Origin of the sequence: Streptomyces genisteinicus (assembly GCF_014489615.1) — a bacterium.
In the GTDB taxonomy this organism is placed as follows: Bacteria; Actinomycetota; Actinomycetes; order Streptomycetales; family Streptomycetaceae; genus Streptomyces; species Streptomyces genisteinicus.
Genome location: NZ_CP060825.1, coordinates 7,455,173 through 7,478,589, shown reverse-complemented (window position 1 = coordinate 7,478,589; position 23,417 = coordinate 7,455,173). Strand labels below are relative to the sequence as shown.

The window sequence follows — 23,417 nt, the reverse complement described above, 5'->3', positions numbered from 1 at the left end:
ACGTGCCGGTGGCGGGACCCGGGACGGCCGGGGCGGCTGTTAGCGTGAGCCCTCGACAAGGGGGCGGGGACCAGTGAAGGAGCACACCTTCCGCATCGGCGGTGAACTGGACGTACGGCGGCTCGGGTTCGGGGCGATGCGCCTGCCGACCGAGCCGGCCCCGGAACGGGCCGCGTCGGTGGCGGTGCTGCGCCGCGCGGTCGATCTGGGCGTCACGCTGATCGACACCGCCCATCTGTACGGCGGGGGCGCCAACGAGGAACTGATCGCCGAGGCCCTGCACCCGTACCCGGAGGGCCTGCTGGTCACCACCAAGGTCGGGGTGGCGCGCACCGGTCCCGGCGGGGAGTGGAAGCTGGACGGCCGCCCGGAGATCCTGCGGGAACAGGTCGAGGCGGCGCTGCGCCGGCTGCGGGTGGAGCGGATCGGCCTGCTCCAGCTCCACCGGATCGACCCCGACACGCCGTTCGGCGACCAGATCGGCACCCTGCGGGAGCTGCGGGACGCGGGCGTCGTGGGCCACATCGGTCTGTCCGAGGTGACGGTCGGCGAGCTGGAGCGCGCCCGGCGGACCGTGGAGATCGCGAGCGTGCAGAACCGCTACAACCTCCTCGACCGCGAGCACGAGGAGGTGCTCGCCGCCTGCGAGAAGCACGGCATCGCCTTCCTGCCGTGGCGGCCCGTGGCGGCGGGTGCCTCGGGAGCACGCGAGGAGGTCGCCGCGGTGGCCGCCGCGACCGGAGCGACGGCGACACAGGTCGCGCTCGCCTGGCTGCTCGCGCGGTCCCCCGTGATGCTGCCGATCCCCGGCACCGCCCGCCTCGGTCATCTGGAGGAGAACCTCGCCGCCGCGGACGTGGTGCTCGACGCGGCGCAGCGCACGCGTCTCGACGGGCTGGCGGTGCCCGGCGCCAGCGCGCCCGGCACCGGCTGAGCGCGCAGCGCCCCGGCCCGCACCGCGCACCGGGCGGACACCGGTCCACGGAGCGCACCCGGGCGACTCCCCGCCCGCGACGCACCCCGGGTGGTTGTGCGGCCTGCACGGCGTAGGCGGGCGGCTCCCCGCCCGCGCGGCGCACCCCGGGCGGCACCCGGCCCTCACAGCTCGCCCCGGACGGCTTCCCACCCCACGCGGCACACCCCGGGACGCCCCGCGCCGCCGTGCCCGGCGCGGCCGCGGGGCAAGGGCGTGGGATGCTGGGCGCCGTCGTGGCCGGTGTGGCGGCCCTCGTTCCGGGAGAGCACGCTGAGCACCGTCGTAGCCGAGATCCTGTCGGTCGTCCTGCTGCTGGGGGTGCTGGCCTTCGGTGTGGCACGGCCCCGGGGCCTGCCGGAGGCCGTCGCGGCCGTGCCCGCCGCCGCCGTGCTGGTGGGCGTCGGAGCCGTCGCACCCGCCGCCGCGTGGGAGCAGGTGCGGGAACTGCTGCCGGTGGTGGGCTTCCTCGCCGTGGTGCTGGTCCTCGCGCAGCTCTGCGCGGACGAGGGGCTGTTCACGTCCGCGGGCGCGCTGGTCGCGCGCCTGTGCGCGGGCGGGCCGGTGCCCCTCCTGGGCGGTGTGTTCGCGCTGGCGTCCCTCGTCACGGCGGCGCTCAGCCTGGACGCCACGGTGGTGCTGCTGACCCCGGTGGTCTTCGCGACCACCGCCCGCCTCGGCGCACGGCCCCGTCCGCACGTCTACGCGACGGCGCACCTGGCGAACTCGGCCTCCCTCCTGCTGCCCGTCTCGAACCTCACCAATCTGCTCGCCTTCACCGCGAGCGGCCTGTCGTTCACCCGGTTCGCCGGTCTGATGGCGCTGCCGTGGCTGGCGGCGATCGCGGTCGAGTACGCGGTGTTCCGCCGGTTCTTCCGGTCCGACCTGGCGGCCGGGGCGGCGCCGGCGGGTCCGGTGGAGCGTCCCCGGCTGCCGCTGTTCGCGACGGTCGTGCTGGGGCTGACGCTCGCCGGCTTCGTGGTCACCTCGTTCGCGGGCGCGAGCCCGGTGTGGGCGGCTCTCGCGGGGACGCTGGTGCTCGCGGTGCGGGCGCTGACGCGGCGGCGGACGACGGTGCGCCGCCTCGCCGGCTCGGCAGCCCCGCTGTTCTGCCTGTTCGTACTGGCTCTCGGGGTCGTGGTGGGCGCGGTCGTCGACAACGGGCTGGGCGACGCGCTCGGGCGGGTGCTGCCCGAGGGCCACTCCCTGGCGGCGCTGCTGGCCGTCGCCGCCGTGGCGGCGGTCCTGGCCAACCTGATCAACAACCTGCCGGCGGTCCTCGCGCTCGTCCCGATCCTCGCTCCGGCGGGGCCGGGACCGGTGCTGGCGGCACTGATCGGCGTCAACATCGGGCCGAACCTGACGTACGTGGGCTCGCTGGCGACGCTGCTGTGGCGCCGTGTCCTGCACGAGCACGAGCACCCGCCGCTGCTGCGGGACTTCACCCTGCTGGGTCTGGTGACCGTGCCCGCCACACTGGTGGCATCCACCGCCGCCCTGTGGGCGGCGCTGCACACGATCGGAGTCTGAGCCGGATCATGAGCGTCGTCGTCTGGATCACCGAGGGGACCTGGGCCGCGTGCGTGGACGCGGCGCTGCGCCGCACCACCGCCGCGGACCGGCTGGTGCTGCTGCACGTCACGGACGACGACGTCGCGGAGGCCGCGCACGGCGCGTTCGCCGGGCTGCTGGGGCGCGGGCACGGGCCGCACGACCCCGGCACCCGGGTCGAGGAGCTGGCGCGGGCCGCGGCCGAGGAGCTGACCGGCCGCGCGGCTGCCCGGCTGGACCGCCCGGCGGAGCGGCTGCTGCTGCACGGGCGGACAGGGCACGAGGTGGTGGCGGCGGCGTCCGGGGCCGACCTGCTGGTCTGCGCACGCGACGGCGACCGCACGGTTCCGGGCCCGCACTCGCTCGGCCCGGCCACCCGCTACGTGGTCGACCATGCGAGCTGCCCGGTCCTGCTGGTCTGACGCGGGATCACCGGACCGCCGGTCCGCCCCGCGGGCCGGGCTGGGGGCGTTCCGCGTTGGGGGGGTCCGGACCCGGGGCGGGCACCTGCGGGCTTGGGTCAGACCGGGGCGGCCGCATCGGTGTGCTCGGTCGCGGCCGCCAGGTCGGCCTCGATGCGGCGGGCCGTGTGCGCCAGCCGGGGCAGGACGTTGTCCTTCAGGTCCGCCACGCTGCGGTGGGCGGCGTGCACGGCGACGTTCATCGCCGCGACGACCCGCCCGTTCCGGTCGTGGAGCGGTACGGCGATGGAGCGCAGGCCGGGCTCCAGTTCCTCGTCGGACACCGCGTAGCCGTCCCGGCGTGCGGCGTCGAGCGTGTGCCGCAGACCGCCGGGCACCCGCGCGGAGCACCGGGCGAGCCGCCGTTCGGCATCGGCGGGCGGCAGGCCGGCGAGCAGCACCCGGCCCATGGCGGTGACCTGGGCCGGCAGCCGCGTGCCGACCGCGAGGTCGACACCCATGATGCGCGTGGTGGCCACCCGGGCGACGTAGCGGATGTCGTCGCCGTCGAGCACGGCCACCGACGACGAGTCGTGGATGCGGCGCACCAGGTCGGCCAGGTGCCACGTGGCCAGCTCCTCGAAGCGGACGGCGGACTGCGCGGCGTAGCCGAGTTCCAGCACCCGGGGCAGCGGGGTGAAGGCCCGGCCCGTGTCGTCCGCGGTGACGTAGCCGAGGGCGGTCAGGGAGTGCAGGGCGCGGCGCGCGGTGGCGCGGGGCAGGCCGGTGGCCTCGGCCGTCCGTGCCAGGGTGAGGCCGCCGGGCGCCCGCAGCACGCCCAGCACCGCGAGGCCGCGGGCGAGGGACTGGAGGAAGGCGGGGCCGTCCTCCTCCTTGGCGGCCCGCAGCCGCCGTGCGGTGGCCTCCCCGGAGCCGGGCGCGGGCCCGGGGTCCCCGGCCGGTGGGCGGGCGAGTTCGGCGGCCATCGCGTCGGCGCACTCCCGCAGCCGCGGGAGGGCGCGTCGGGCGAGGCCGTCGACGGTGTGCCTGCTGGTGTGGCTGACCACGCCGACCGCGCAGACGACGTCCCCGGCGGGGCCGTGGACGGGCAGCGAGACGGCGATGACGCCGGGTTCCACGGTCTGGTCGTCGAGGGCGGCTCCGGTGCGGCGGGCCTCCTCGACGCGGGCGGTGAAGTCCGCTTCGGCTGCGCCCGGGCCGGGCGTGGGCGGCAGCGCGGGGAAGGCGTCCCCGGCGGGGCCGCCGGCGACCCGGCGGCGCAGGCGCTCCCAGGTGGGCGCACCCCAGTCGGCGGCGAACAGCGGGCCGGACGCGGAGCGTTCGGCGGGCAGCAGGTCCCCGACCCGGAAGGCGACGGCCATGGCCCGGCTGCGGGGGCACCGCACGACGAAGCGGGACCCGTCACCGTCCGGGACGGAGACGGAGACGGTCTCGTCGAGTTCGTCCGCCAGCCGCCGTGCGGCGTCGGCGAGTGCCGGGATGCGGGCGGCGGCGAGGTAGGTGTTGCCGAACTCCGTCACCCGGGGAGTGAGCAGCAGGTCCTGGCCCTCGGCCCGCAGGTGCCCCAGACGGCACAGGGTGGCGGCGACGCGGTCGAGCGAGGACCGTGCGAGGCCGGTGGCGCGGACGAGGTCGCCGCGGCTCATCCGTCCCGTTCCGGCCGCGGCGAGCAGGCGCAGCACGGACAGTCCGCGCTCGATCGTGGCGACGGCCTCGTCCCGCGCGGCGGGCTCGCGGGTGGCCGGGGGCCTGCTGGGCGCCATGGGCGGCTCCTCGGGCGCGGGCGGCGGGGCGCCGCCGGGCGGGGCTGTGCACGCTGTCGGGTGCGGCCTCGTCGACAGACGGCGACACGGCCGGCCGGACTCTGCGGGCCCGACACGGTGAACCATAGTTCATTGTGCGAACACATGGCGGTGCCGCCATGGACAAGGTGGTGCCCACGGTCGCGGCGGCCGTGGCGGACTCGGGGACGGCGCCGAGGTCTCCGTCGGCTGCTTCGGTCCCGGGGTGTGCCGACGACGCTCGTCCGCGCCCTGCACGCTGGTCGAGCCCGGCGTCATCGACCCGGACGCGGTGCATGTGCCGGGCGTGTCCGCGCGGCGCGTCGTGGCCCTCTCCCCCGGCAGGGGGCCGGGCGGTCCGACGCCGGTGGAGACGGCACCGGGCGCGGAGACCGGCACCGTCCCGCGGGCCGCTGCCGCCCCGGTGCGCGTGCCCCGGCAGCGCGCGCCGGCTCCGGCTGCCGGGCCCGCACCCCCGTGGCCGCCCCGGGCTGTGCGCGGGCGCCCGCGGCCGTACGCTGGCGGTGCTCGGGGCCGTCACGGAGGTAGCCCATGCCCCGCCCCATCTGGACCGGCGCGATCAGCTTCGGCCTGGTCACCATCCCCATCAAGGTGCTGCCCGCCACGGAGAGCCACACGATCTCCTTCCGGCAGATCCACCTGGAGGACGGGGGCCGCATCCGCTACCGCAAGGTGTGCGAGCTGGACGGGAAGCAGCTGACGGACGACGAGATCACCCGCGGCTACGAGTACGCCAAGGACACCCTGGTCGCCGTCACCGACGAGGACCTCGACGGCATGCCGCTGCCGACCGCCAAGGCCATCGAGATCGTGGCGTTCGTCCCGGCCGGCTCGATCGACCCCGTCCGCATCGGCGCCTCGTACTACCTGGAGGGCGACGGGCAGGTCGCGGCCAAGCCCTACAAGCTGCTCCGCCAGGCGCTGGAGCGCAGCTCCAAGGTCGCCGTCGCCAAGTTCGCGCTGCGCGGCCGGGAGCGTCTCGGTCTGCTGCGCGTGAAGGAGGACACGCTGGTGCTGCACGCGATGCACTGGCCGGACGAGATCCGCTCCCCCGGCACGCTGGCGCCCGAGCCGGTGGAGCTGACCGACGACGAGGTGGACGGGGCTCTCGCGCTGATGGACACGATGTCCGAGGAGCAGCTGCCCGAGCTCACCGACCACTACCGCCAGGCCCTGGAGGACGTGATCGCCGCCAAGGCGGAGGGCCGGCAGCCCTCGGCGCCGCAGGACGAGGAGAAGCCGGCCGGGGAGGTCGTCGACCTGATGGCCGCGCTGGACGCGTCGGTGGCGGCCGCCCGGGAGCAGCGCGGCGAGGGCGGGGACGCCACCGTGCACGAGATGCCCGGCGCGCGGAAGTCCGCGGGCGGGAAGCGGACGGCGAAGAAGGCCGCCGCGAAGAAGGCGGACTCCGGCGGATCGGGCGCGAAGAAGAGCGCCGCGAAGAAGAGTTCCTCGGCCTCGGCGAAGAAGGCCGCCGCGAAGAAGGCGGCGCCGGGGAAGACGGCGTCCGCGAAGACCGCCGGGCGGCGCCCCCGGCGCGCCTCCTGACACCGCGCCGCTCGGCCCGCCGGGCCGTGGCGCCCACCTGGCCGGGGGCGTGGCCGGCCCCGCGCCGTGGGCCCCGCGCCGTGGACCCCGTGCCCGGGAGCGTCGCCCCGGCCCGGCACGCATGAGGCCGGGCCGGAAGGGGAGCCGGAAGCGCCCGCCCGCGGCCGGTGCCGCCTGAGCCGCCCGGCTCACGGCCGGGCGGCTCAGGCGACGCGGTCGGCGGCGGCTCAGCCGCCGTCAGGCCGGGGTGCGCTCGACGGGGATCCAGAGTTCCGCGTCGGCGTGGGTCCCGTCCTGCGACAGCCGGGTGCGCAGCATTTCGGGGCCGGGGCGGCTGCGGTAGGGGTTGGACGGGAACCACTGGGTGAACACGTCGCGCCACAGGTACTGGAGCGTGTGCGGGAACGGGCCCGAGCTCTCGAACACCGCCCAGGTCCCGGCTGCGACCGGCAGCACGTCCATGTCGCCGGGGACGTCCGCCGCCCCCGTCACCACCGCGTGCCAGTAGTCCAGTTCGGTCCCCTCGGCACGGGTCTCGTCCAGCTTGTCGCTGACCGAGACGATGCCCTCCGGCTCCTGGTCGGACAGACTCCCGATGCGCTCGACGGTCTCCCGGCCGAGGCCGCGGATGAAGTCCCCGATCGCCGGGTTCATCCCCTCGTGCACCAGGGGGACGCGGGCCTTCCTGCCGGCCAGGCGGAAGGCGTCCTTCTCGACGACGCGGTATCGCATGCTGTTGCTCCCTTCGACGGTGAGACGGAAGGAGAGCCGGGGCTGTGACTCCAGCGCCGCGCCGGTCCGCCTGGCCTCACCGGGTCCGGTCCCGTGCCATGCGCGGAAGGCGCGGGCGAAGGCCTCGGACGAGGTGTAGCCGTAGCGGACCGCGACGTCCAGCAGGGTGCCCTCGCCCGAGAGCACCTCGGCGCCGGCCACCGTGAGGCGCCTGCGCCGGATGTACTCCGACAGCGGCATGCCCGCCAGCGCCGAGAACAGGCGCCGGAAGTGGTACTCCGACGTCGTCGCGATCCGGGCCAGGTCCGACACCTCGATCCGCTGGTCGAGACGGTCCTCGATGTGGTCCATGGCCTGGTTGAGCCGCTCCAGCACCGCGGCCTCCTTCCCTTTCGTGCTGCTCACCCTAGGAAGGGCGCGCCCCGCCGTACCCGACGATCCGTGCCCGTTCCGGTCGGGTGCGGCACGTGCCGGGCGGTCAGCCGGCGGACAGCTCCGCGGGCCGCCGGGCGACGCACAGCAGATGCTCCTCCGTCATCCCCTCGGAGGGGACGTGGACGCTGGTCCCCGACCGGACGACGTCGAGCCCGGCGTCCCGGAGGCCGCGCACCCAGCCTTCCTCGGTCCAGCTGGTCACGACGATCCGCCGCCCCATGAAGTCGACGTGGAGGTCCTCGAAGTCCCCCGGCACCGTCATCAGCACGAAGTGACCGCCGGGCACCAGCCACCCGGCGATCCGCTCCAGCACCGTGCCGAGGTCGGACCTGCCCATCTGCAGGAGCGAGAAGAGGGCGACCACCGCGTCGTAGCCGCCGGCCGGCGGCTCGAACTCCCGTACGTCGACCTGTTCGAAGCGGGCACCGGGGACCCTGGCGCGGGCCAGGGCCAGCATGCCGGCCGACACGTCGATGCCGGTCACCTCGCAGCCCGCGGCGTCGAGCACGGCGGCCGCCGGCCGGCCGGTGCCGCACCCGACGTCCAGCACCCGGGCGCCCGCGGGCAGCCGGTCCGCCAGCCAGGCGAGCGCCTCGTCACGTGCCGGGAGCTCGGCGAAGGCCCGCTCGTACTCGGCTCCCAGCGCGTCGAACGCCTCCGCCGCCGTGTCCGGCACCCGCTCGCCCATGGGGGCTCCTTCCGTCCGTCCCGCCCGGGGATCCGCCGTCGGCGGGACCGGTCCGGGGCCCGTCCGGTTCACCCGTACCCAGCCGGGCGGCCGGGGAGTCCGGCCGCCCGGGGGCGGTGGCTACGGAGCGGGGACGGTGTCCTCGAACGAGGTGCCGGCGGCACGGTAGGCGGCGACCTTCGCCGCCACCTGGGCCGGGCTGAGGACCTGGTCCTTGACGTGCAGGACGTAGTCGACCTTCTGGTCGTACGAGCGGGGCGTGGTCGAGGTCTGGCCCGCGAGGTCGATCAGCCACTGGTTGAAGTTGATCGACATGGGCCGCTCGGGGAGGTACCTGGCGTCGTGGCGGCCGAACTCCTGGCCGTCGACGTAGTAGACGATGGCGGTGTCGTCGATGGTGACCACGAGGTCGTGCCAGCCCGCGTAACTGGCCCGCACCTGAGAGTGCTGGTTGACGGCCTCCCACGGGTCGGGCCGGTAGGTCTCCCACGAGGTGGTGTAGAGGATGTTGGCGGGCTCGCCCCAGCCGCCGTTGGGCAGGTACTCGAAGTCGTACTCGGCGTAGTCGTCGGCCATGGGCGCCTTGAGGTCGTTGATGGTGAAGAAGGTCTGCACGACCCGGTCGCCGTCCGGTCCCGAGAGCGGGGCGTCGGAGAAGCGGACGCGGGAGGCGTAGGTCCCGTTCCTGAACTTCACGGCCCGGGTCAGGATCTCCGTCTGGCGCGTGGACTCCGGAGTCCCGGCGGTCGAGGTGCGCAGGTTCATCACCGAGTTGGCGCCCTCCTTGGCGAAGGTGACGTTCTCGGGCGCCCACCCGGCGCCGGGGACCCCGGGGCCGCCGGAGTTGGAGCGGACGCTCCAGCCGTGGGCGCCGACGGCGGGGTCGGTGTGGCCGGTGTAGTCGAAGTCGTCGAAGAGCGTGGCGCCGGACGGCGGGTCGGTGGGCGGGTCCGTCGGATCGGGGCCGGGGCCGCTGCCCGCGGGGGCGGTGCCCCACACCTGGACGCCGCCGACGGACGCGGTGACCCGGGACCAGTCGGCGTAGGCGGTGCGGTCCGCGGCGAAGGAGTAGTCGTCGGCCTGGTTCAGCGGCTGCCAGTCGGACCGGTGGAAGCGCAGTTGCATGTCGCCGGTGTCCGCGCCGGGGGCGAGCGTGCCCGCGGCCGCCGTGAAGCCGATCTCCAGGTAGCGGTCGGCGGTGGCGGTCGGCTGTGCGACGGTGCCGAACGTGCCGGTGATGCCGGAGCAGCCGCGGACGGCCCAGGAGCAGGCGAAGCGGTAGGACGCCCCGGGCTCGGCCTTGAACCAGTAGCGCAGCTTGACCTGGCTCAGCGACACGGACGACGTGCCGGTGTTGCGGACCTTCAGCCAGGGCTCGGCCTGGTCTCCGCCCGTGGCGCTCTGCCGGTACTGGACGCTGACGGACTCCGACGCCGCGGCCGCCGGGAGCGCGGTGAGCGCGCTCGCGCCGAGTCCGGCCACCGCCGCGGCCGCGAGGGCGGCACGCAGGCGCAGGGTCCTGGGCGGCCGGGGGCCGGCGGGTGACATGCCGTCGGGGGCCTGCGCGAGGGGCGGACCCGCGGGAGGTGTGCGGTCGTTCATGAGGTTCCTTTCATCGGGTGGGGGCGGGTGAAAGGCGGTGCGGCCGCCGGACGGGCCGGCGGCGGTGGGGTGAGCGGCCCGGCGGAGGCCGGGGCGGTGCGTGCGCGGGGCGGGCACGGGGGCGGCGCTGTTCGCGGGACGTCCGGGCGGACGCCGGACGGGGTCACGCACGGGCGGCGGGGAGCGGCGAGGGGAGGACGGCCCCCTCCACCACACCTGACCAGTTGGCCAACTGGTCAAGTGCGATGAGCCGAAGGTGGCATAGACCATTGAGGGCGTCAAGCCCTCAAGATGCCTTTGCACAAGGCCCGTTGGCGGACGATGGCGACCGATAGGATCGGATCCCCCCACTTGACCAGTTGACCAGTGGGGACCGGAACAGAGACGTGGGAGGGGTGACCCGCATGAACGGCGGCTCCTCGGACGGACTGCTGAAGCGGGAGAGGGTGCGCGAGCATCTGCTCGGCCTGATCGAGGGCCGCCGCCCCGGGGACCCCGTCCCGTCCGAACGCACCCTCTGCGCCGAACTGGAGGTCTCACGGCCCACCCTGCGCGCGGCCGTGGACGAACTCGTCGCCACCGGACTGCTCGTGCGCGAACACGGCCGCGGCACGTTCGTCGCCCCGGCCAAGATCACCCAGCGGCTCGCCCCGGACGACGCCGCCTTCACCGTGCCGCGTGCCTCCGGCACGTGGTCGGGCACGGTGCTGGAGACCACGGTGCGGCCGGCGGGCGCCCGGATCGGCCGCAAGCTGGAGATGTCCCCCGCCGCAGGGCTGCTCTGCATTACCCGCCTCCGCCTGGTGGACGGCGCCCCCATGGCCATCGAGCACCTCCACATCCCCGCCGGGCTGGTGCCCGCCCCCCTCGCCACGGCCGAACTGGAAGCGGGCGAGCTCTACGACCACCTGCGGGACAACCACGGCGTCCGCGTGGAGGAGGCCGTGCAGTCCGTGGAGCCGACCGTCGTCGGCGAGGCCGAGGCGGCGCTGCTCCGGGTCCCGGTGCTCTCGCCCGCGCTGCTGATCGAACGCCTCACCCGCGATTCCTCGGGCCGCCCCGTCGAGTACGTCCACTCCGTCTACCGCGGCGACCGCTACCGGATCGTCTCCCGGCTGGACTTCACGCACGACGGAAGCCCGGCCCCGGCCCCCGGGGCGGCGGGGCGGGACCCCGGCCCGCGGGGGAATGCATACTGACGGGCGGGTCGCACGGGGACACCGGAGGGGCGTGATGGAACTCAAGCGGGAGCGGGTCCGGGAGCATCTGCTCACCGTGATCGAGGGCCGCGCGCCCGGCGACGCCATCCCGTCCGAGCGCACCCTCTGCGCCGAACTGGGCGTCTCACGGCCCACCCTGCGCGCGGCCGTGGACGAACTCGTCGCCACCGGACTGCTCGTGCGCGAACACGGGCGCGGCATGTTCGTGGCCCCCACGAAGATCACCCAGGAACTGGTGGGCGGCGGCGCGGCCGCGGCCACGGGCGGGTGGACCAGCCGGGTGCTGGAGTCGCGGACCGGACCGGCGGGGGCGCGGATCGGCCGGAGACTCGACGTCTCCCCCGCCACCGTTCTCGTGCACGTGACCAGGCTGCGCCTGACCGGCGGCGCCCCGATCGCGCTGGAACACCTGCACATCCCCCGGTCGCTGGTGCCAGGGCTGACGGCCGCCGGACTGGAGAGCGGCTTCCACGCCCTGCTGCGCGAGCGGTACGGCATCCGCCCCGCGCACGCGGTCCAGTCGATCGAACCGACCGTGCTGAGCCGCGAGGAGGCCGGCCTGCTGGGCGTTCCCGAGCTGTCCCCGGCCCTGCTCTTCGACCGGACCACGACGGACGCCGCCGGCCGCCCGGTCGAGTACGTACGGGCCCTCTACCGGGGCGACCGCTACCGGATCGTCTCCCGGCTCGCCCTCGGCGACGGTGACGGTGACGGGCACCTTCCCGGGATGCCGCGCCCGGCAGCGCACGGGAGCACGGCCGCCCGGGGGGCCGCCGACGACGGGTGACGCCGAGCCGCCCGGTGAGGCGCCGCGTCCGGAGAGGGTTGTCGCCGCCGAAGGTGCGCCATAGGGTGGCAGCAAGCGCTTTCTACGCACGAGGAGCACCGCCATGCCACCCCAACCCGCCCGGCTGCGGGCCGCCGTCGTCGGCACCGGAGCGATAGCCCGGGGCTCCCATCTGACCGCGCTGGCCGACCACGCGGACGAGGTCGAACTCGTCGCCGCCGTCGATGTGGACCAGGCGATGCTCGACGGCTTCCTGACGGCGGCGGGCCCGGGCGTCACGGGCTGGACCCGGTACGACGAGATGCTGGCCGAAGCGCGGCCCGATCTGGTGCTCCTCGGCACGCCGCCGTCCCTCCACCGCGAGCAGACCGTGGCCGCGCTGCGGGCGGGCGCCTGGGTGCTCTGCGAGAAGCCGCTGGTCCTGTCGCTCGCCGAGTACGACGCCGTCGCCGCGGCCGAGGCCCGGGACGGGGGCCCGGGGCCGTACGCCTCCGTGATCTTCCAGCACCGCTACGGCTCCGGCGCGGCACACGCGCGGGAGCTGCTCACCGCGGGCGCGCTGGGCAGGCCGCTCGTCGCCCACTGCCAGACCACCTGGTACCGCGACGCCGCGTACTACGCCGTCCCGTGGCGCGGGCGCTGGGCGAGCGAAGGCGGCGGGCCGTCCATGGGACACGGCATCCACCAGATGGACCTGATGCTGCATCTGCTCGGCGACTGGACGGAGATCCGGGCCATGGCCGGCCGGCTGGTGCACGACGTGCAGAGTGAGGACGTCTCCACCGCGCTCGTCCGGTTCGCCGGCGGCACCATGGCCACGGTCGTCAACAGCGTCGTCTCTCCGCAGGAGGTCAGCCGGATCCGGGTGGACTGCGCCGACGCCACCCTCGAACTGACCCATCTGTACGGCCACACCAACGACGACTGGGTCTACACCCCCGCCCCGCACGCCGCCGCCGACGAGGCACGGGTGCGCGCCTGGCGGACGCCCGCCGCGGACCTGCCCAGCTCGCACTCGGCCCAGCTGTCGGAGGTCCTCGCGGCGATGCGGGCGGGGGCCCGTCCTCCCGGCAGCGGCGCGGACGCGCGCCGGACGGTCGAGTTCGTCGCCGCGCTCTACAAGTCGGCCTTCACCGGGCGGCCCGTCCACGCCGGGGAGATCGTGCCGGGCGACCCGTACTACGCGGCGATGCACGGCGGCGCCCCCGGGTGGGCCCCGGCCGACGGAGCGGGCGCGTGAGCGGGCCGCTGTCCGCCGCGCACACCCCCGGCGAGCGGATCACGGTGTCCGCGGCCGGGGTGGAGCTGCTGACCTACGTGTACCGGCCGGACCCCGAGGCGTTCGAGTCGCGCAAGCCGTACGTGCACCCGCTGCGCACCCTGTCCGGCCGCACCGTGACCGGCTACCGGCCACATGACCACCGCTGGCACAAGGGACTCCAGATGACCGCCAGTCATCTGTCCGGGCAGAACTTCTGGGGCGGCAACTCCTACGTCCACGGCAAGGGCTACCTGCCGATCCCCGAACGCATCGGCCGCATGCGCCACGACCGGTTCGAACCCCTCTCCTGCGACGGCCGCCGGGTGGGCATCGGCGAGCACCTGACGTGGATCGAGAACGGCGGCCGCGAGTGGGCCCGCGAGCGGCGCACCCTGACCGTGCACTCGGTGGACACCGCCGCGGGCAGCTGGGCGCTCGACTGGACGATCGCGCTCACCAACATCCACGACGAGCCGCTGCGCTTCGGCTCGCCGACCACCGCGGGACGCACCGGCGCCGGCTACACCGGCCTGCACTGGCGGGGTCCGCGCGACTTCGCCGGCGGGGACGTGCTGGGCCCGGACGGGACGGGCGGCGCGGGCGAGGAGGGTGCGGCCGCCATGATGGGCACCCAGGGGCGGTGGCTCGCGTTCACGGGCGTGCACGACGAGGTGGACGCGCGCAGCACCCTGGTCTTCGCGCACTCCCCCCGGAACGCGGACGCGTCCCACCCGTCCCACTGGTTCGTGCGCTCCCGGCCGGTGCCGACGGTCGCGTTCTCCTGGGCGTTCTTCGAGGAGTTCGCGCTGCCGCCCGGCGAGGCCTTCTCCTACCGGTACCGGATCGTCGTCGCCGACGGCGAGCTGGACCGGGACGCGGTCGAGGGGCACCTGAAGGACTGGTGAACGGGCCGCGGTGCGACCCACGACGACGCCCGGGCCGCGGGCGGGAGTTCTCCCCGCCCGCGGCCCGGGCGTTCACGCGCGGGCCGGGCGTTCACGCGTGGGCCGGGCGTTCACGCGTGGGCCGTCACGGCATCCGGTCCCCCACCAGTGCCAGGTTCTCGATGGCCGCCAGGCCGTAGAGGGCGGTGTCGTTGGTGTACACCCAGTCGGCCTCGCTGCCCGGGACCAGGGTGACCGGGCCGCCGACCTCCTCGGTCTTCCAGGGCGCCGTCTCCCGGTAGCCGTCGCTGTTGTAGAACTTCTCCCAGGCCCGCTGGGCGAGCTTCGCGTCACCGGTCTGCGCGGCCGCGTACGCGTCGAGCCGCGAATGGCCCTGGAAGAGGATCAGCGAGCCGAAGTTCTGCCCGTAGCGCGCTGCCTGCTCCGCCTTGGTGGCGTTGAAGTAGCGGCAGTAGTCGAGGTACGCCTCCTTGAAGCGCGGCATGTCGACGAGGTCGATCAGCTCCGCGCACAGCTCGTTCAGCCCGAAGACGGCCGAGAGGTGGGAGACGGAGACCTTGGGCTCGGTCTCCACCGCGAACCGGCCCGTGTCGAGGTCGTAGAGGCCGCTGCCCTGGACGAATCCGTTGGGCTGCGCGGCGATCGTCTCCATGGTGGACAGGACCCGCGCCTTCGCCTTCGCGGCCTTCGGGCCGCCGCGCTCCCACTCGGTCAGCCAGGCGGAGACCAGACCGCTCCAGTCGGTGCCGAAGCCGATGGACAGGGCGTGCCGGTCGGGGGTGTAGGGCTCGGTGCGGATCTTGCGGAGCGGGTCGAGCGCGAGGAAGGTCTCGTCGGAGTCGACGTTGGCGTGCATGAGGTCGCCGGTGCGCTCGTCCGCGGTGAGGAAGTAGTAGAAGCGCCGGTAGGTGGTGTTGGCGATGCGCTGCTGCTTGGCGCTGTCCGCGTAGTGCTGGACGCCGTGCCGGGTGCCGAGCCCCGCCCAGGTGCCGAGGTGGTAGACGTCGACCTCGCCGGTGTGGCGGGTCATCGCCTCGGCGAAGCGGAAGATGTCCGCGCGGCCCGAGCGCAGGTAGGCGTACCAGAGCCAGAGGTCGGGCGAGAGTTCGGAGTTGTCCCAGGCGTAGCCGCCGACGTCGTAGCGCCACTGGTGCCGTGCCGGGTCGTAGCTGTGCATGATGTCGCCGTAGTCCCAGAACCCGTACCAGCGGCGCATGTCGACCTGGTCGCGGTAGTACGTGAACAGGAAGTCGAGGTGGTCCTCGATCCTCTCCCTGGCGGGGGTGGAGCGGTCGGGCTCGGAGAAGAGTCCGCCGAAGACCTTGGCGGCGACCAGGTGCGACGGCGGCGCGGCGAGCTGCGGGGGCGTGCGCACCGCGGCCGTCTCCTTCGCGAGGTGCGCGGCGTCGGGGGTGGTGTCGTGGGCCCAGAAGAGGAGTTCGCTGGTGCGGGCGATGCCGTACGGGGTGCCGAAGCCGGGCTCGTAGTCCTCGTAGGTGATGTTCAGGCCTTCGAGCTGTTCGGCGAAGGTGTCCTGGCCGAGGCCGTCGTGGTAGAAGCGCAGGTCCATGGGCTGGGCCTCCGGCGACCAGAGCCACAGGGTGACCTCGGCCCTGTCCGTGTGGGCGTCGCGGACGTCGAGGCCGGCGGGGTGCTTCTCCCAGAAGTCGCGCAGCCCGAAGGAGAGTCCGCCGCTCGCGCCGCCGACGTAGCCGAAGCCGGAGGCGCGGCGGCCGCCGCCCGCGGCGATCCAGCCGTGCCCCTTCTTGGTGCGCTTGCGCAGGGTGAACCCGTCGGCGGAGAGCTGGCTGAGCGTGAAGTCGCCCCACTCCGGGATCAGATGGAGCCGGCTGGTGACCCGCTGGTCCCAGGTCGCGGGGTCGGGGAGCTTGCGGCCGTCGAACTGGGCGGCCTGGACGGCGGCGCCCGGGTCGCGCCGCAGACCGGTGATGCCCTTGACGGCCTCCCTGAGCAGCCCGGTGCCGTCGCCGCCGATCCGGATGTGCCGGTCGTACGACGCGTCGCGCATCGGAACGGTGAAGCGGACGCCGAGCCCCCGGATGAAGTCGCCGCTCGCCTTGCCGGGCTCCTGGGTGCCGTCGTAGGTGATGGTGTGCACCATGCGGAAGGACTCGGAGCCGGCGTAGAAGTAGAGGCGCACGGAGAAGGGCAGCCAGCTGCGGTTGCCGCGGCGGTGCTTGCCGTCGATGCGTACCACCGCGCGGACGGGACCGTCCTGCTCGACCTCGGTCGCCAGGACGGTGCTCTCGAACCGCTCGTACGACTCCCTGCCCTGGTCGCCGTCCTCGATCTCGCCCTGCCGCAGCAGGACCAGGCGCCCGTTCGCGGCGATCTCCCGTCCGCCCCGGCTGACGGACTTGACGAGGCTCGACCCGCTGCGGCCGAGCCGGGCGACGATGACTCCGGTGTCCACGGTGACGGCGCCGCCGTCGCGGCCGACCGTGATCCGCCGCGCGGGCGCGGTGGGTTCACCGGGGGTCAGGGTGAAGGTGTCCGCGGTGGTCCCGGGGCCGATCGCGTGGGCGGACCACTTCAGCGAACCGTCGGGCCACTGCGCGAGGGGCCAGGACTGCACCGGCACCTGCTTGCCGTCCGCCGTGGTCAGCGCGAACGTCTGGTTCCCGGGGTACGCGCCCTTGGGCCACGGCACGCCGAGCGTCGTCCCCGGCGCGGCACCGAGTCCGCCGGACTCCAGCCAGCCGAGGGTGACCGCCTCCGGCCGGCCGGGGGCGGCCGCGGGCGCCGCCTGCGCGGTGGTGCTGCCGAGCGCCCAGCTGAACTGGGCTGCCGCTCCGGCGGCCGTGGCGGCCGAGAGCAGGGACCTGCGGGATATCGGTGACATGTCGATTCCTCGGGTGAAGGGTTCCTCGTGGGCGGCGGAGCGGGAGCGGGCCGCGCACCGCGGGCGGGCGGGCCGCCGGGAGCGGGCACCGTGGGAGGGGCGGCACGGAGGACGTGGGAAGAAGCGGGGCAGCACGGAGGGGTGGGAGGCGGGCGGGCGGACGGGCAGGGTGCTCGGGGCAGTTCCTCCCGGGCACGGCGCCGGGACCCGCGGTGCCGGGGGGTGCCGTCCGCCGGACACCGTCACCCGGTCCGGTCCGGGTGACGGTGCACGCAGGGAGCGCGGAGCGCGGAGGGCGGTGGGCGGGGTCCGGCGGGCTCGGGAAGGGACGGGACGGCGTCTCGCGGGCCGTCCCGGTGACCGGCCGCGCCGCGCGCAGCCGCCGCCGGCCGCCGGGATCAGCGCGCGGCGTGGCGGGATTCGACGGCGACCGCCGCCGCCGCGACCGCACCGGTCACCGGGACGGCCAGGGGGGCGACCGCCCAGGCCGATCCGGCGACGACGGCGAACCCCGCGACCAGGAGCAGCGAGCCGGCGGGGTCGCGCACGGTGCGGCGGGCGGCTTCCCCCAGCAGTGCGCGCCAGCGGGCGCCGGGGTGCCAGACGGCCGCCGCCCGCAGGACGGCCACGGCTCCGCCGATGAAGGCGAGGATGCCGACCGCGCCGACGAACGGCCCGCCCGGCAGCCCGGCGCCGACGGCCGACAGGTTCAGCCAGAGCAGCCATACGGCGACGAGGCCGCCGAGCCCGACGAGCGTCCCGCCGCGCACCGCGGCACGCACGTCGGAGGCGAAGTGCCGCCAGCCGCCCGTCTCGTGGTTCAGGTGGCGGCGCAGATGACGGGTCCCCGCCGCGAAGGCGGCGGGCGCGGTGACCACGGGCAGCGCGGCCAGCGTGATCCAGACGCCGGTCAGCAGGCACTCGGCGAAGACGCCGAAACCGGTGGCGAGACGGGACGGCGGGCGTACCGCCGGGGTGCGGACGGCCATGGCGGTCAGCCCTTCAGTCCGGAGGTGGCCATGCCGTCGATCAGATAGCGCTGGAAGGCGAGGAAGAACGCCAGGACCGGCAGCAGCGCGACGAGCGACGTGGCGATCATGCCCCCGTAGTCGGCGACGGCGTCCTGGTCGATGAACATCTTCAGGCCCAGCGAGACGGTGTACTTCTCGGGCTCGTTCAGATAGATCAGCGGGCCCATGAAGTCGTTCCACGCGTTGATGAACGTGAAGATCGCGCTGGTGATCAGCGCCGGCCGGCACAGCGGCAGCACGATCGACCAGTAGATCCTCAGGTGTCCGCAGCCGTCGAGCCGCGCCGCCTCGTCCAGTTCCCTCGGCAGGTTGCGCATGAACTGGAGGATGAGGAAGACGAAGAAGGCGTCGGTGGCGAGGTACTTGCCGATCAGCAGCGGCACATAGGTGTTGATCAGTTCCAGCTTCTGGAACAGCACGTACTGGGGGATCAGCAGCACGTGGTACGGCAGCAGCAGCGTGCCGATCATCAGCGCGAACATCAGATTGCGGCCGGGGAAGGAGATCTTGGCGAACGCGTACGCCGCCAGCGAGCTCGACACCAGCACGCCGATCACCGAACCGACGGCCAGGAAGGTGGAGTTGACGAAGAAGGTCGAGATCGGGATGTCGGCGATGCCCTCGGTCAGCCGCCGGTAGTTGTCGGTGATCGGCTCGGTGGGCAGCAGGTCCAGACTGCCCACGATGTCGTCGCTCGGCTTGAGGGAGCCGCCGATCACCCAGACGACCGGGTAGAGCACGACGGCCAGCAGGGCGAGCGCGCCGCCGTGCCACAGCAGGGAACCCGAGCTGCGCCGGGCGCGGTTGGTGAGTGTGCCGCTCATCGGGCCGCCTCCTCGTAGTGCACCCAGCGCCGCTGGGACCAGAACAGCACGGCGGTGACCAGACCGACCGCGATCAGCAGCATCCAGGCCATGGCGGACGCGAAGCCCATCCGGCTGTTCTCGAAGCCTTGCTGGTACAGGTAACAGGTGTAGACGAGGGTGGCGTCGGCCGGTCCGCAGGTGCTGTTGCTGACCACGTACGCCGAGCCGAAGATCTGGAACGAGTGGATCGTCTCCAGCAGGACGTTGAAGAACATCACCGGCGAGATCATCGGCAGCGTGATGTTCCAGAAGCGCCGCCACGGTCCGGCACCGTCCACCTCCGCCGCCTCGTACAGCTCGCGCGGCACCTGCTTGAGCCCGGCGAGGAAGATGACCATCGGCGCGCCGAACTGCCAGACGGTCAGCGCCACCAGCGAGTACAGCACCCAGGAGGGGTCGCCGATCCAGCCGCCGACGTCCATCCCGAAGAGGGACTGGGTGCGGTCGACGACCGCGTCGTCGGAGAAGAGGGCACGCCACACGATGGCGACGGAGACGCTGGCGCCGACGAGGGACGGGGCGTAGAAGGCCGCCCGGTAGAAGCCCTGCCCGCGCCGGCTCTGCGCCAGCAGCATCGCGACGCCGAGGGCGAGGAGCAGCTTGACCGGCGTGCCGATGACGACGTACTTCGCGGTGACCTCGACGGAGGTCCGCCAGCGCGGGTCGTCGAGCATCTCGGTGAAGTTGTCGAAGCCGATCCACTTCGGGGAGTCGAAGAGGTTGTACTCGGTGAAGGCGAAGTAGAGCGAGGCGGCCATGGGGCCCGCGGTCAGCAGGAGGAAGCCCGCTATCCAGGGCGACATGAAGAGGTAGCCGACGAGGCCGTCCCGGTTCGGCCGGGGCCGTCCGGCGGGGCGGGGCGCGGGGCCGCGGGCGTCGCCGTCGGGGGACGTCCCGGCCTGCCGCACGGATTCCTGGAGATGTGTCACGGGTGGAGTTCTCCTCAGGCGCCGAGGGCGGTCTTCGCCTCGGTGAAGAACTGCTTCGCGGAGTCCGCGGCGGATGCCTTGCCCAGCGCCATGTCGCCCGCGATCCGCAGGAACGCGGCCTCGACGATGTCGGCGCCGGCCGGGTGCGGGGTGATCGGCTCCAGGAGCCCGGCGTCGGCTATCCGCTGCTCGTACGCGGCGATCTTCTTGCTGACCGGATCGGTGGGCTGGAAGGCCTCGTACTGCTCGGTGGTGGAGAGCACACCGCGGTCGTAGCCCATGATCCGGCCGGCCTCGGGGTCGTGGACCATGAAGTTGATGAAGGCGGCCACCTCGGCGGGGTGCTTGGTGCGGGCGCTGCCGCTGAGCATCAGGGAGCCCAGGTACTGGCCGGTGCGCTTGCCGTCGAGGGTCGGGATGGGGGCGATCGTGTAGGAGCTCTTGCCCTCGGCGGAGTAGCGGGCGGTGAAGTTGTCCCAGGTGAACTCGCCCCCGGCGAGGCCCGCGGCGAGCGCGGACTTGGGCTTGACCTGCTCGACCTTCTTCTGGTCCGCGTAGAGGCCGGACTTGACGCCCTTCAGCGCCTCGTCCCAGTAGGCCGCGAGCTCGCTCTCGGTGAAGCCGAGGTCCTTCTCGGTGAAGAACGCCTTCCCCTGCTGGCGCAGGATCAGGTCGTAGAGGTACATGACGCCGTAGGCGCCGGAGTCGCCGGCGGTACCGCCCTTGTCGTGGATCGCGACGAGACCGTCGCGCCATTCGTCCCACGTCCAGCCCGGCTCGGGAGCGACACCGGCCTTCTCGTAGACCTTCTCGTCGATGACGTAGCCCATCGAGTTCGAACCGACGGGGACGCCCAGGAGCTTGCCGTCGACCTCGCCGAACTTCTCCAGTCCGGCGCGGAAGTTGCGCAGGTCCAGGTTGCCCTTGCCGGCCTGCTGGGAGAGGTCGAGCAGCACGCGCTTGGCGTCGTACTTGCGCAGGAAGCCGACGGCGTTCTGGAAGACGTCCGGCGGGTTGCCGCCCGCGGCCTGGGTGTTGAACTTCTTCCAGAAGTCGGCGTACTGCTGGAAGTCGGTCTTGACCTTGATCTTCGGGTGCTTCTTCTCGAAGAGGGCGATCGTCTCGTTGATCTTCTTCGCCCGGTCGTCGGCGCCCCACCACGCGTAGCGAATGGTCACCGTGCCGCCCGAGGAACCGCTGCCCCCACCGCAGCCTGCGGCGGTGAGCCCGGCGCCCGCCAGCGTCACACCGGTGGCCTTGAGGAAGGACCGCCGCTCCATGTACCTGGACATACGCATGATGCACCTCTCGTCGATGTGTGGGGGAGGTTAATGAAACGTTTCAGGAAAGCGCTTGCCCCGCAATGTAGGGGCGGCGGCGAGACCACGTCAACGGTTTGAGCGGTCCGCGATGCCGAACGTGCGCCAAAACTTCGGACACCGGGCACGGCGGCGACGGCGGCAACGGCGGGACCCGTCGGTTGCCGGCGAGGCTTCGGGGCCGCCGGAGGCTCGGGGCCGCCGGGGCCCCGGGGGGCCAACGACCGGACGGCGGGGCGGCGCCGGTCCCGCTTCGCATAAGGAGGAAGCGGCACCCGGGCGGCTTCGCCGCCCCCGGCGCGCGCCCGGCTCGCGGCGGTCGAGGCGGGCGGTACGGGCGGGGGCGTGCCTACCGGGCCCGGCCGTGGCCCGGCGGGCGCTCCGCTCAGGGCACCTCCCGGCGACGGGCTCGCACCGGGGGCGGCCGCGTACGGCCGGGGCCGCGGGCACCGCTGCGGGAAGGGCTCACGGGCGGGACGGCGCGCGCGTGACGCGTGCGGCCGCGGGGCGCCCACGGAACGACGGGCTCCGCCCCGCCGGAGCGGGCCTCCCGGGCCGCTGGGCGCACGGCACACGCGCGCCCCCGGCACAGAGCCCGCCCCGGCACCGGAGGCCGGCCCGGCGCCCCCGGCCGACGGACGCGGCGTCCCGCGGGGGCGCGGACCCGGGCGCCCGGCTCCGCCGGCGCACGGAAGGTCCGCCTTCACGGCGAAGATCATGAATCGATTCACCCGCTCACGCGCCCCTCCCCCGCACGTGACAGCTCGTCAGGAGATCCCGGGGCGCCGGCGCCCGCCCCGCCTCAGCGGTGCCGCATCCAGGCCGCCGCCGGCAGCAGGCGGTCGGCGTAGTCGAACAGCGCCTGGTTCTCCCAGCCGTTGCCGGACGACGGGTCGGCCGGGTCCCAGCCGTTGCCCGGGACGGCCGTCCAGGCAGGCTCCCAGTAGAAGACGCCCAGTCCGCGCCCGCCCGGCACGGCCTCGACGACGTTCATGACGTCGCGGAGCCACTGGGCCTGTCCGGCCGGGGTCGCCGGGTACCCCGCGGCCAGTTCGGCGGGCAGGTCGATGATGTTCTCGTGCGCGTCCTTGCTGTCCAGGCGGAACGGGTACGCGGTCTCGGCGACCATCACCTGCTTGCCGTAGCGGGCGGAGATGTCGTCGAGGTTGGCCTGGAGGTCGGACAGGGCTCCGTGCCAGTAGCCGTAGAAGGAGACGGCGATGACGTCGAAGGAGACGCCGCGGGCGGTGGCGTTGTCGAACCACCAGCGGTAGAGCGCGTTGTCGCCGCCGTGCGCCAGGTGGAGGGCGATCCGGGTGGACGGGGCGACGGCCCTGGCGGCGTCGATGCCGGATCGCAGCAGGCCGGCGGTGCGGTCCCAGTCGTCCGTCGATCCCTCCGGCCAGAGCAGACCGGTGTTGATCTCGTTGCCTATCTGCACCATGTCGGCCGGGGTGCCCTGGGCCTTCAGCGCGTTCAGGACGTCGTGGGTGTGCGCGTACACGTCCGCCCTCAGCTGGTCGTAGGTGTGCGCCGACCAGGCCGCGGGCTTGGTCTGGGCGCCTGGGTCGGCCCAGATGTCGGAGTAGTGGAAGTCGACCAGGAGCTTCATACCGTTCGCCTTGAGGCGCTTCGCCGTCTGGAGGACACGGGCCCTGTCGTTGTAGCCGTCGGCGGGGTCGACCCAGACCTTGAGCCGCCCGTAGCCCGCGCCCGCGGACTTCAGGAGGGCGAGGGGGTCCCCGGCCGTGCCCGAGGCGTCGCGGTAGACACCGCCCAGGTCCTGGCTCTTCCTCAGCGAGGAGACGTCCACGCCCTTCACGGGCAGGCCGGTCGACCCGCGGGTGAAGGACAGGTCGTCGACGTTGATCCAGTTCCCGGCGCGTGCGTCGGAGTTGATGCTCACCGTGCATCCGCCGCCGGTGACGGCCACCGAGGTGACCAGGCGCATCCAAGCGCCGTTCGATGTGACGGGCAGGTCGGTTCGCTGCTCGGCGGACCCGCAGTTGCGCAGGGCCAGGTAGGCGGCGTTCTGGCCGCCGCTGGAGCGGACCCAGGCGGTGAGGGTGTAGGTGCCGTCGGCGAGGCCGGACAGGTACTGGTACGTCTCGACCCGGTAGGCGGAGGCGGACCAGTGGGTGAGGCGGCTGCTGCCGCTGCGGCCGCCGGCCTCGGTGTACGAGGCGGCGTCCTGGCCGGTGGCGGACCAGGTGGACCAGCCGGTGGCGCCGGACTCGAAGCCGGTGTTGGTGAGAGTGGCCGCCGCACGGGCGCCCGCGGCGGGCAGGGCCGCGGTGAGCAGGGCGGCGAGCGCGGTCAGTGCGGCGGTCCGCAGCAGTCCGCGGGTCTGCCGGATAGGGGATGGGGCTGCGTGCATCGTCGGTCCCTTCGACGGTGACGGGAGAAGGACGGTGTCGGGTGGTGCGTGCGGTGCGCCCGGTGGCGGCCGGCAGCTCGGCGGCCGCCACCGGGAGTCGGGGCCG

18 protein-coding genes are annotated in these 23,417 nt (G+C 74.0%); 8 read left to right on the top strand and 10 right to left on the bottom strand.

What is annotated here, in order from left to right; genetic code table 11:
* Window positions 1-73 precede the first annotated feature (73 nt).
* From IAG43_RS31955 to IAG43_RS31945, 3 genes are all read left to right on the top strand, one after another.
* On the top strand, window positions 74-934 hold the full coding sequence (locus IAG43_RS31955; protein WP_187744112.1) for an aldo/keto reductase: 861 nt from the start codon (window positions 74-76) through the stop codon (window positions 932-934).
* A gap of 312 nt (window positions 935-1,246) precedes the next feature.
* The gene (locus tag IAG43_RS31950; RefSeq protein ID WP_187744769.1) at window positions 1,247-2,503 is read left to right on the top strand and encodes an SLC13 family permease; all 1,257 of its coding nucleotides are present in this window, start codon (window positions 1,247-1,249) and stop codon (window positions 2,501-2,503) included.
* Between the two features lie 8 nt (window positions 2,504-2,511).
* Window positions 2,512-2,946: a universal stress protein gene (locus IAG43_RS31945; protein ID WP_187744111.1), complete on the top strand. Its 435-nt coding sequence runs from the start codon at window positions 2,512-2,514 to the stop codon at window positions 2,944-2,946.
* A 98-nt stretch (window positions 2,947-3,044) separates the two neighbouring features.
* On the opposite strand, the gene IAG43_RS31940 is transcribed toward IAG43_RS31945, so the two are convergent.
* Window positions 3,045-4,709, bottom strand: coding sequence for an IclR family transcriptional regulator domain-containing protein (locus IAG43_RS31940; protein ID WP_187744110.1), 1,665 nt, complete (start codon window positions 4,707-4,709; stop codon window positions 3,045-3,047).
* 570 nt (window positions 4,710-5,279) lie between these two features.
* Between IAG43_RS31940 and ku the strand changes: the two genes are divergently transcribed.
* Window positions 5,280-6,296, top strand: coding sequence for a non-homologous end joining protein Ku (gene ku, locus IAG43_RS31935; protein WP_187744109.1), 1,017 nt, complete (start codon window positions 5,280-5,282; stop codon window positions 6,294-6,296).
* A gap of 237 nt (window positions 6,297-6,533) precedes the next feature.
* On the opposite strand, the gene IAG43_RS31930 is transcribed toward ku, so the two are convergent.
* From IAG43_RS31930 to IAG43_RS31920, 3 genes are all read right to left on the bottom strand, one after another.
* Complete coding sequence (locus IAG43_RS31930) at window positions 6,534-7,403, bottom strand: AraC family transcriptional regulator (RefSeq protein ID WP_187744768.1); 870 nt, start codon at window positions 7,401-7,403, stop codon at window positions 6,534-6,536.
* A gap of 103 nt (window positions 7,404-7,506) precedes the next feature.
* The gene (locus IAG43_RS31925) at window positions 7,507-8,151 is read right to left on the bottom strand and encodes a class I SAM-dependent methyltransferase (RefSeq protein WP_187744108.1); all 645 of its coding nucleotides are present in this window, start codon (window positions 8,149-8,151) and stop codon (window positions 7,507-7,509) included.
* Between the two features lie 120 nt (window positions 8,152-8,271).
* Window positions 8,272-9,699, bottom strand: coding sequence for a cellulose binding domain-containing protein (locus IAG43_RS31920; RefSeq protein WP_187744767.1), 1,428 nt, complete (start codon window positions 9,697-9,699; stop codon window positions 8,272-8,274).
* 458 nt (window positions 9,700-10,157) lie between these two features.
* Here IAG43_RS31920 and IAG43_RS31915 point away from each other — a divergent pair, with 458 nt between their 5' ends.
* The 4 genes from IAG43_RS31915 (at window position 10,158) to IAG43_RS31900 (ending at window position 13,926) form a co-directional block, all read left to right on the top strand.
* A complete protein-coding gene (locus IAG43_RS31915) occupies window positions 10,158-10,952 on the top strand; it encodes a GntR family transcriptional regulator (RefSeq protein ID WP_187744107.1) in 795 nt (264 codons plus the stop codon).
* A gap of 34 nt (window positions 10,953-10,986) precedes the next feature.
* Complete coding sequence (locus IAG43_RS31910) at window positions 10,987-11,760, top strand: GntR family transcriptional regulator (RefSeq protein ID WP_187744106.1); 774 nt, start codon at window positions 10,987-10,989, stop codon at window positions 11,758-11,760.
* Window positions 11,761-11,863: 103 nt separating this feature from the next.
* Window positions 11,864-13,000 carry a Gfo/Idh/MocA family protein gene (locus IAG43_RS31905; RefSeq protein ID WP_187744105.1) on the top strand — a complete coding sequence of 379 codons (1,137 nt, stop codon included), beginning with the start codon at window positions 11,864-11,866 and terminating at the stop codon, window positions 12,998-13,000.
* Window positions 12,997-13,926 (top strand): DUF6807 domain-containing protein, encoded by a 930-nt coding sequence (locus IAG43_RS31900; RefSeq protein ID WP_187744104.1) that lies wholly within the window; start codon window positions 12,997-12,999, stop codon window positions 13,924-13,926. The genes IAG43_RS31905 and IAG43_RS31900 overlap by 4 nt, the downstream gene beginning before the upstream one ends.
* Before the next feature lie 124 nt (window positions 13,927-14,050).
* Here the strand turns inward: IAG43_RS31900 and IAG43_RS31895 are convergent, their stop codons facing one another.
* From IAG43_RS31895 to IAG43_RS31870, 6 genes are all read right to left on the bottom strand, one after another.
* A complete protein-coding gene (locus IAG43_RS31895) occupies window positions 14,051-16,789 on the bottom strand; it encodes an exo-rhamnogalacturonan lyase family protein (protein ID WP_187744103.1) in 2,739 nt (912 codons plus the stop codon).
* Between the two features lie 398 nt (window positions 16,790-17,187).
* A complete protein-coding gene (locus IAG43_RS31890) occupies window positions 17,188-17,778 on the bottom strand; it encodes a hypothetical protein (RefSeq protein WP_187744102.1) in 591 nt (196 codons plus the stop codon).
* 5 nt (window positions 17,779-17,783) lie between these two features.
* Window positions 17,784-18,644 (bottom strand): carbohydrate ABC transporter permease, encoded by an 861-nt coding sequence (locus tag IAG43_RS31885; protein WP_187744101.1) that lies wholly within the window; start codon window positions 18,642-18,644, stop codon window positions 17,784-17,786.
* Complete coding sequence (locus IAG43_RS31880; RefSeq protein WP_246574814.1) at window positions 18,641-19,594, bottom strand: carbohydrate ABC transporter permease; 954 nt, start codon at window positions 19,592-19,594, stop codon at window positions 18,641-18,643. The genes IAG43_RS31885 and IAG43_RS31880 overlap by 4 nt, the downstream gene beginning before the upstream one ends.
* Before the next feature lie 35 nt (window positions 19,595-19,629).
* The gene (locus tag IAG43_RS31875; protein WP_187744100.1) at window positions 19,630-20,913 is read right to left on the bottom strand and encodes an ABC transporter substrate-binding protein; all 1,284 of its coding nucleotides are present in this window, start codon (window positions 20,911-20,913) and stop codon (window positions 19,630-19,632) included.
* An 823-nt stretch (window positions 20,914-21,736) separates the two neighbouring features.
* On the bottom strand, window positions 21,737-23,311 hold the full coding sequence (locus IAG43_RS31870) for a glycoside hydrolase family 53 protein (RefSeq protein WP_187744099.1): 1,575 nt from the start codon (window positions 23,309-23,311) through the stop codon (window positions 21,737-21,739).
* Window positions 23,312-23,417 lie beyond the last annotated feature (106 nt).

Coding starts and splice junctions, on each gene's coding strand:
- IAG43_RS31945 (WP_187744111.1), top strand. CDS start 2,512: ATGAGCGTCGTCGTCTGGATCACCGAGGGGACCTGGGCCGCGTGCGTG.
- IAG43_RS31940 (WP_187744110.1), bottom strand. CDS start 4,709: ATGGCGCCCAGCAGGCCCCCGGCCACCCGCGAGCCCGCCGCGCGGGAC.
- ku (WP_187744109.1), top strand. CDS start 5,280: ATGCCCCGCCCCATCTGGACCGGCGCGATCAGCTTCGGCCTGGTCACC.
- IAG43_RS31925 (WP_187744108.1), bottom strand. CDS start 8,151: ATGGGCGAGCGGGTGCCGGACACGGCGGCGGAGGCGTTCGACGCGCTG.
- IAG43_RS31920 (WP_187744767.1), bottom strand. CDS start 9,699: ATGTCACCCGCCGGCCCCCGGCCGCCCAGGACCCTGCGCCTGCGTGCC.
- IAG43_RS31915 (WP_187744107.1), top strand. CDS start 10,158: ATGAACGGCGGCTCCTCGGACGGACTGCTGAAGCGGGAGAGGGTGCGC.
- IAG43_RS31910 (WP_187744106.1), top strand. CDS start 10,987: ATGGAACTCAAGCGGGAGCGGGTCCGGGAGCATCTGCTCACCGTGATC.
- IAG43_RS31905 (WP_187744105.1), top strand. CDS start 11,864: ATGCCACCCCAACCCGCCCGGCTGCGGGCCGCCGTCGTCGGCACCGGA.
- IAG43_RS31895 (WP_187744103.1), bottom strand. CDS start 16,789: ATGTCACCGATATCCCGCAGGTCCCTGCTCTCGGCCGCCACGGCCGCC.
- IAG43_RS31890 (WP_187744102.1), bottom strand. CDS start 17,778: ATGGCCGTCCGCACCCCGGCGGTACGCCCGCCGTCCCGTCTCGCCACC.
- IAG43_RS31885 (WP_187744101.1), bottom strand. CDS start 18,644: ATGAGCGGCACACTCACCAACCGCGCCCGGCGCAGCTCGGGTTCCCTG.
- IAG43_RS31875 (WP_187744100.1), bottom strand. CDS start 20,913: ATGCGTATGTCCAGGTACATGGAGCGGCGGTCCTTCCTCAAGGCCACC.
- IAG43_RS31870 (WP_187744099.1), bottom strand. CDS start 23,311: ATGCACGCAGCCCCATCCCCTATCCGGCAGACCCGCGGACTGCTGCGG.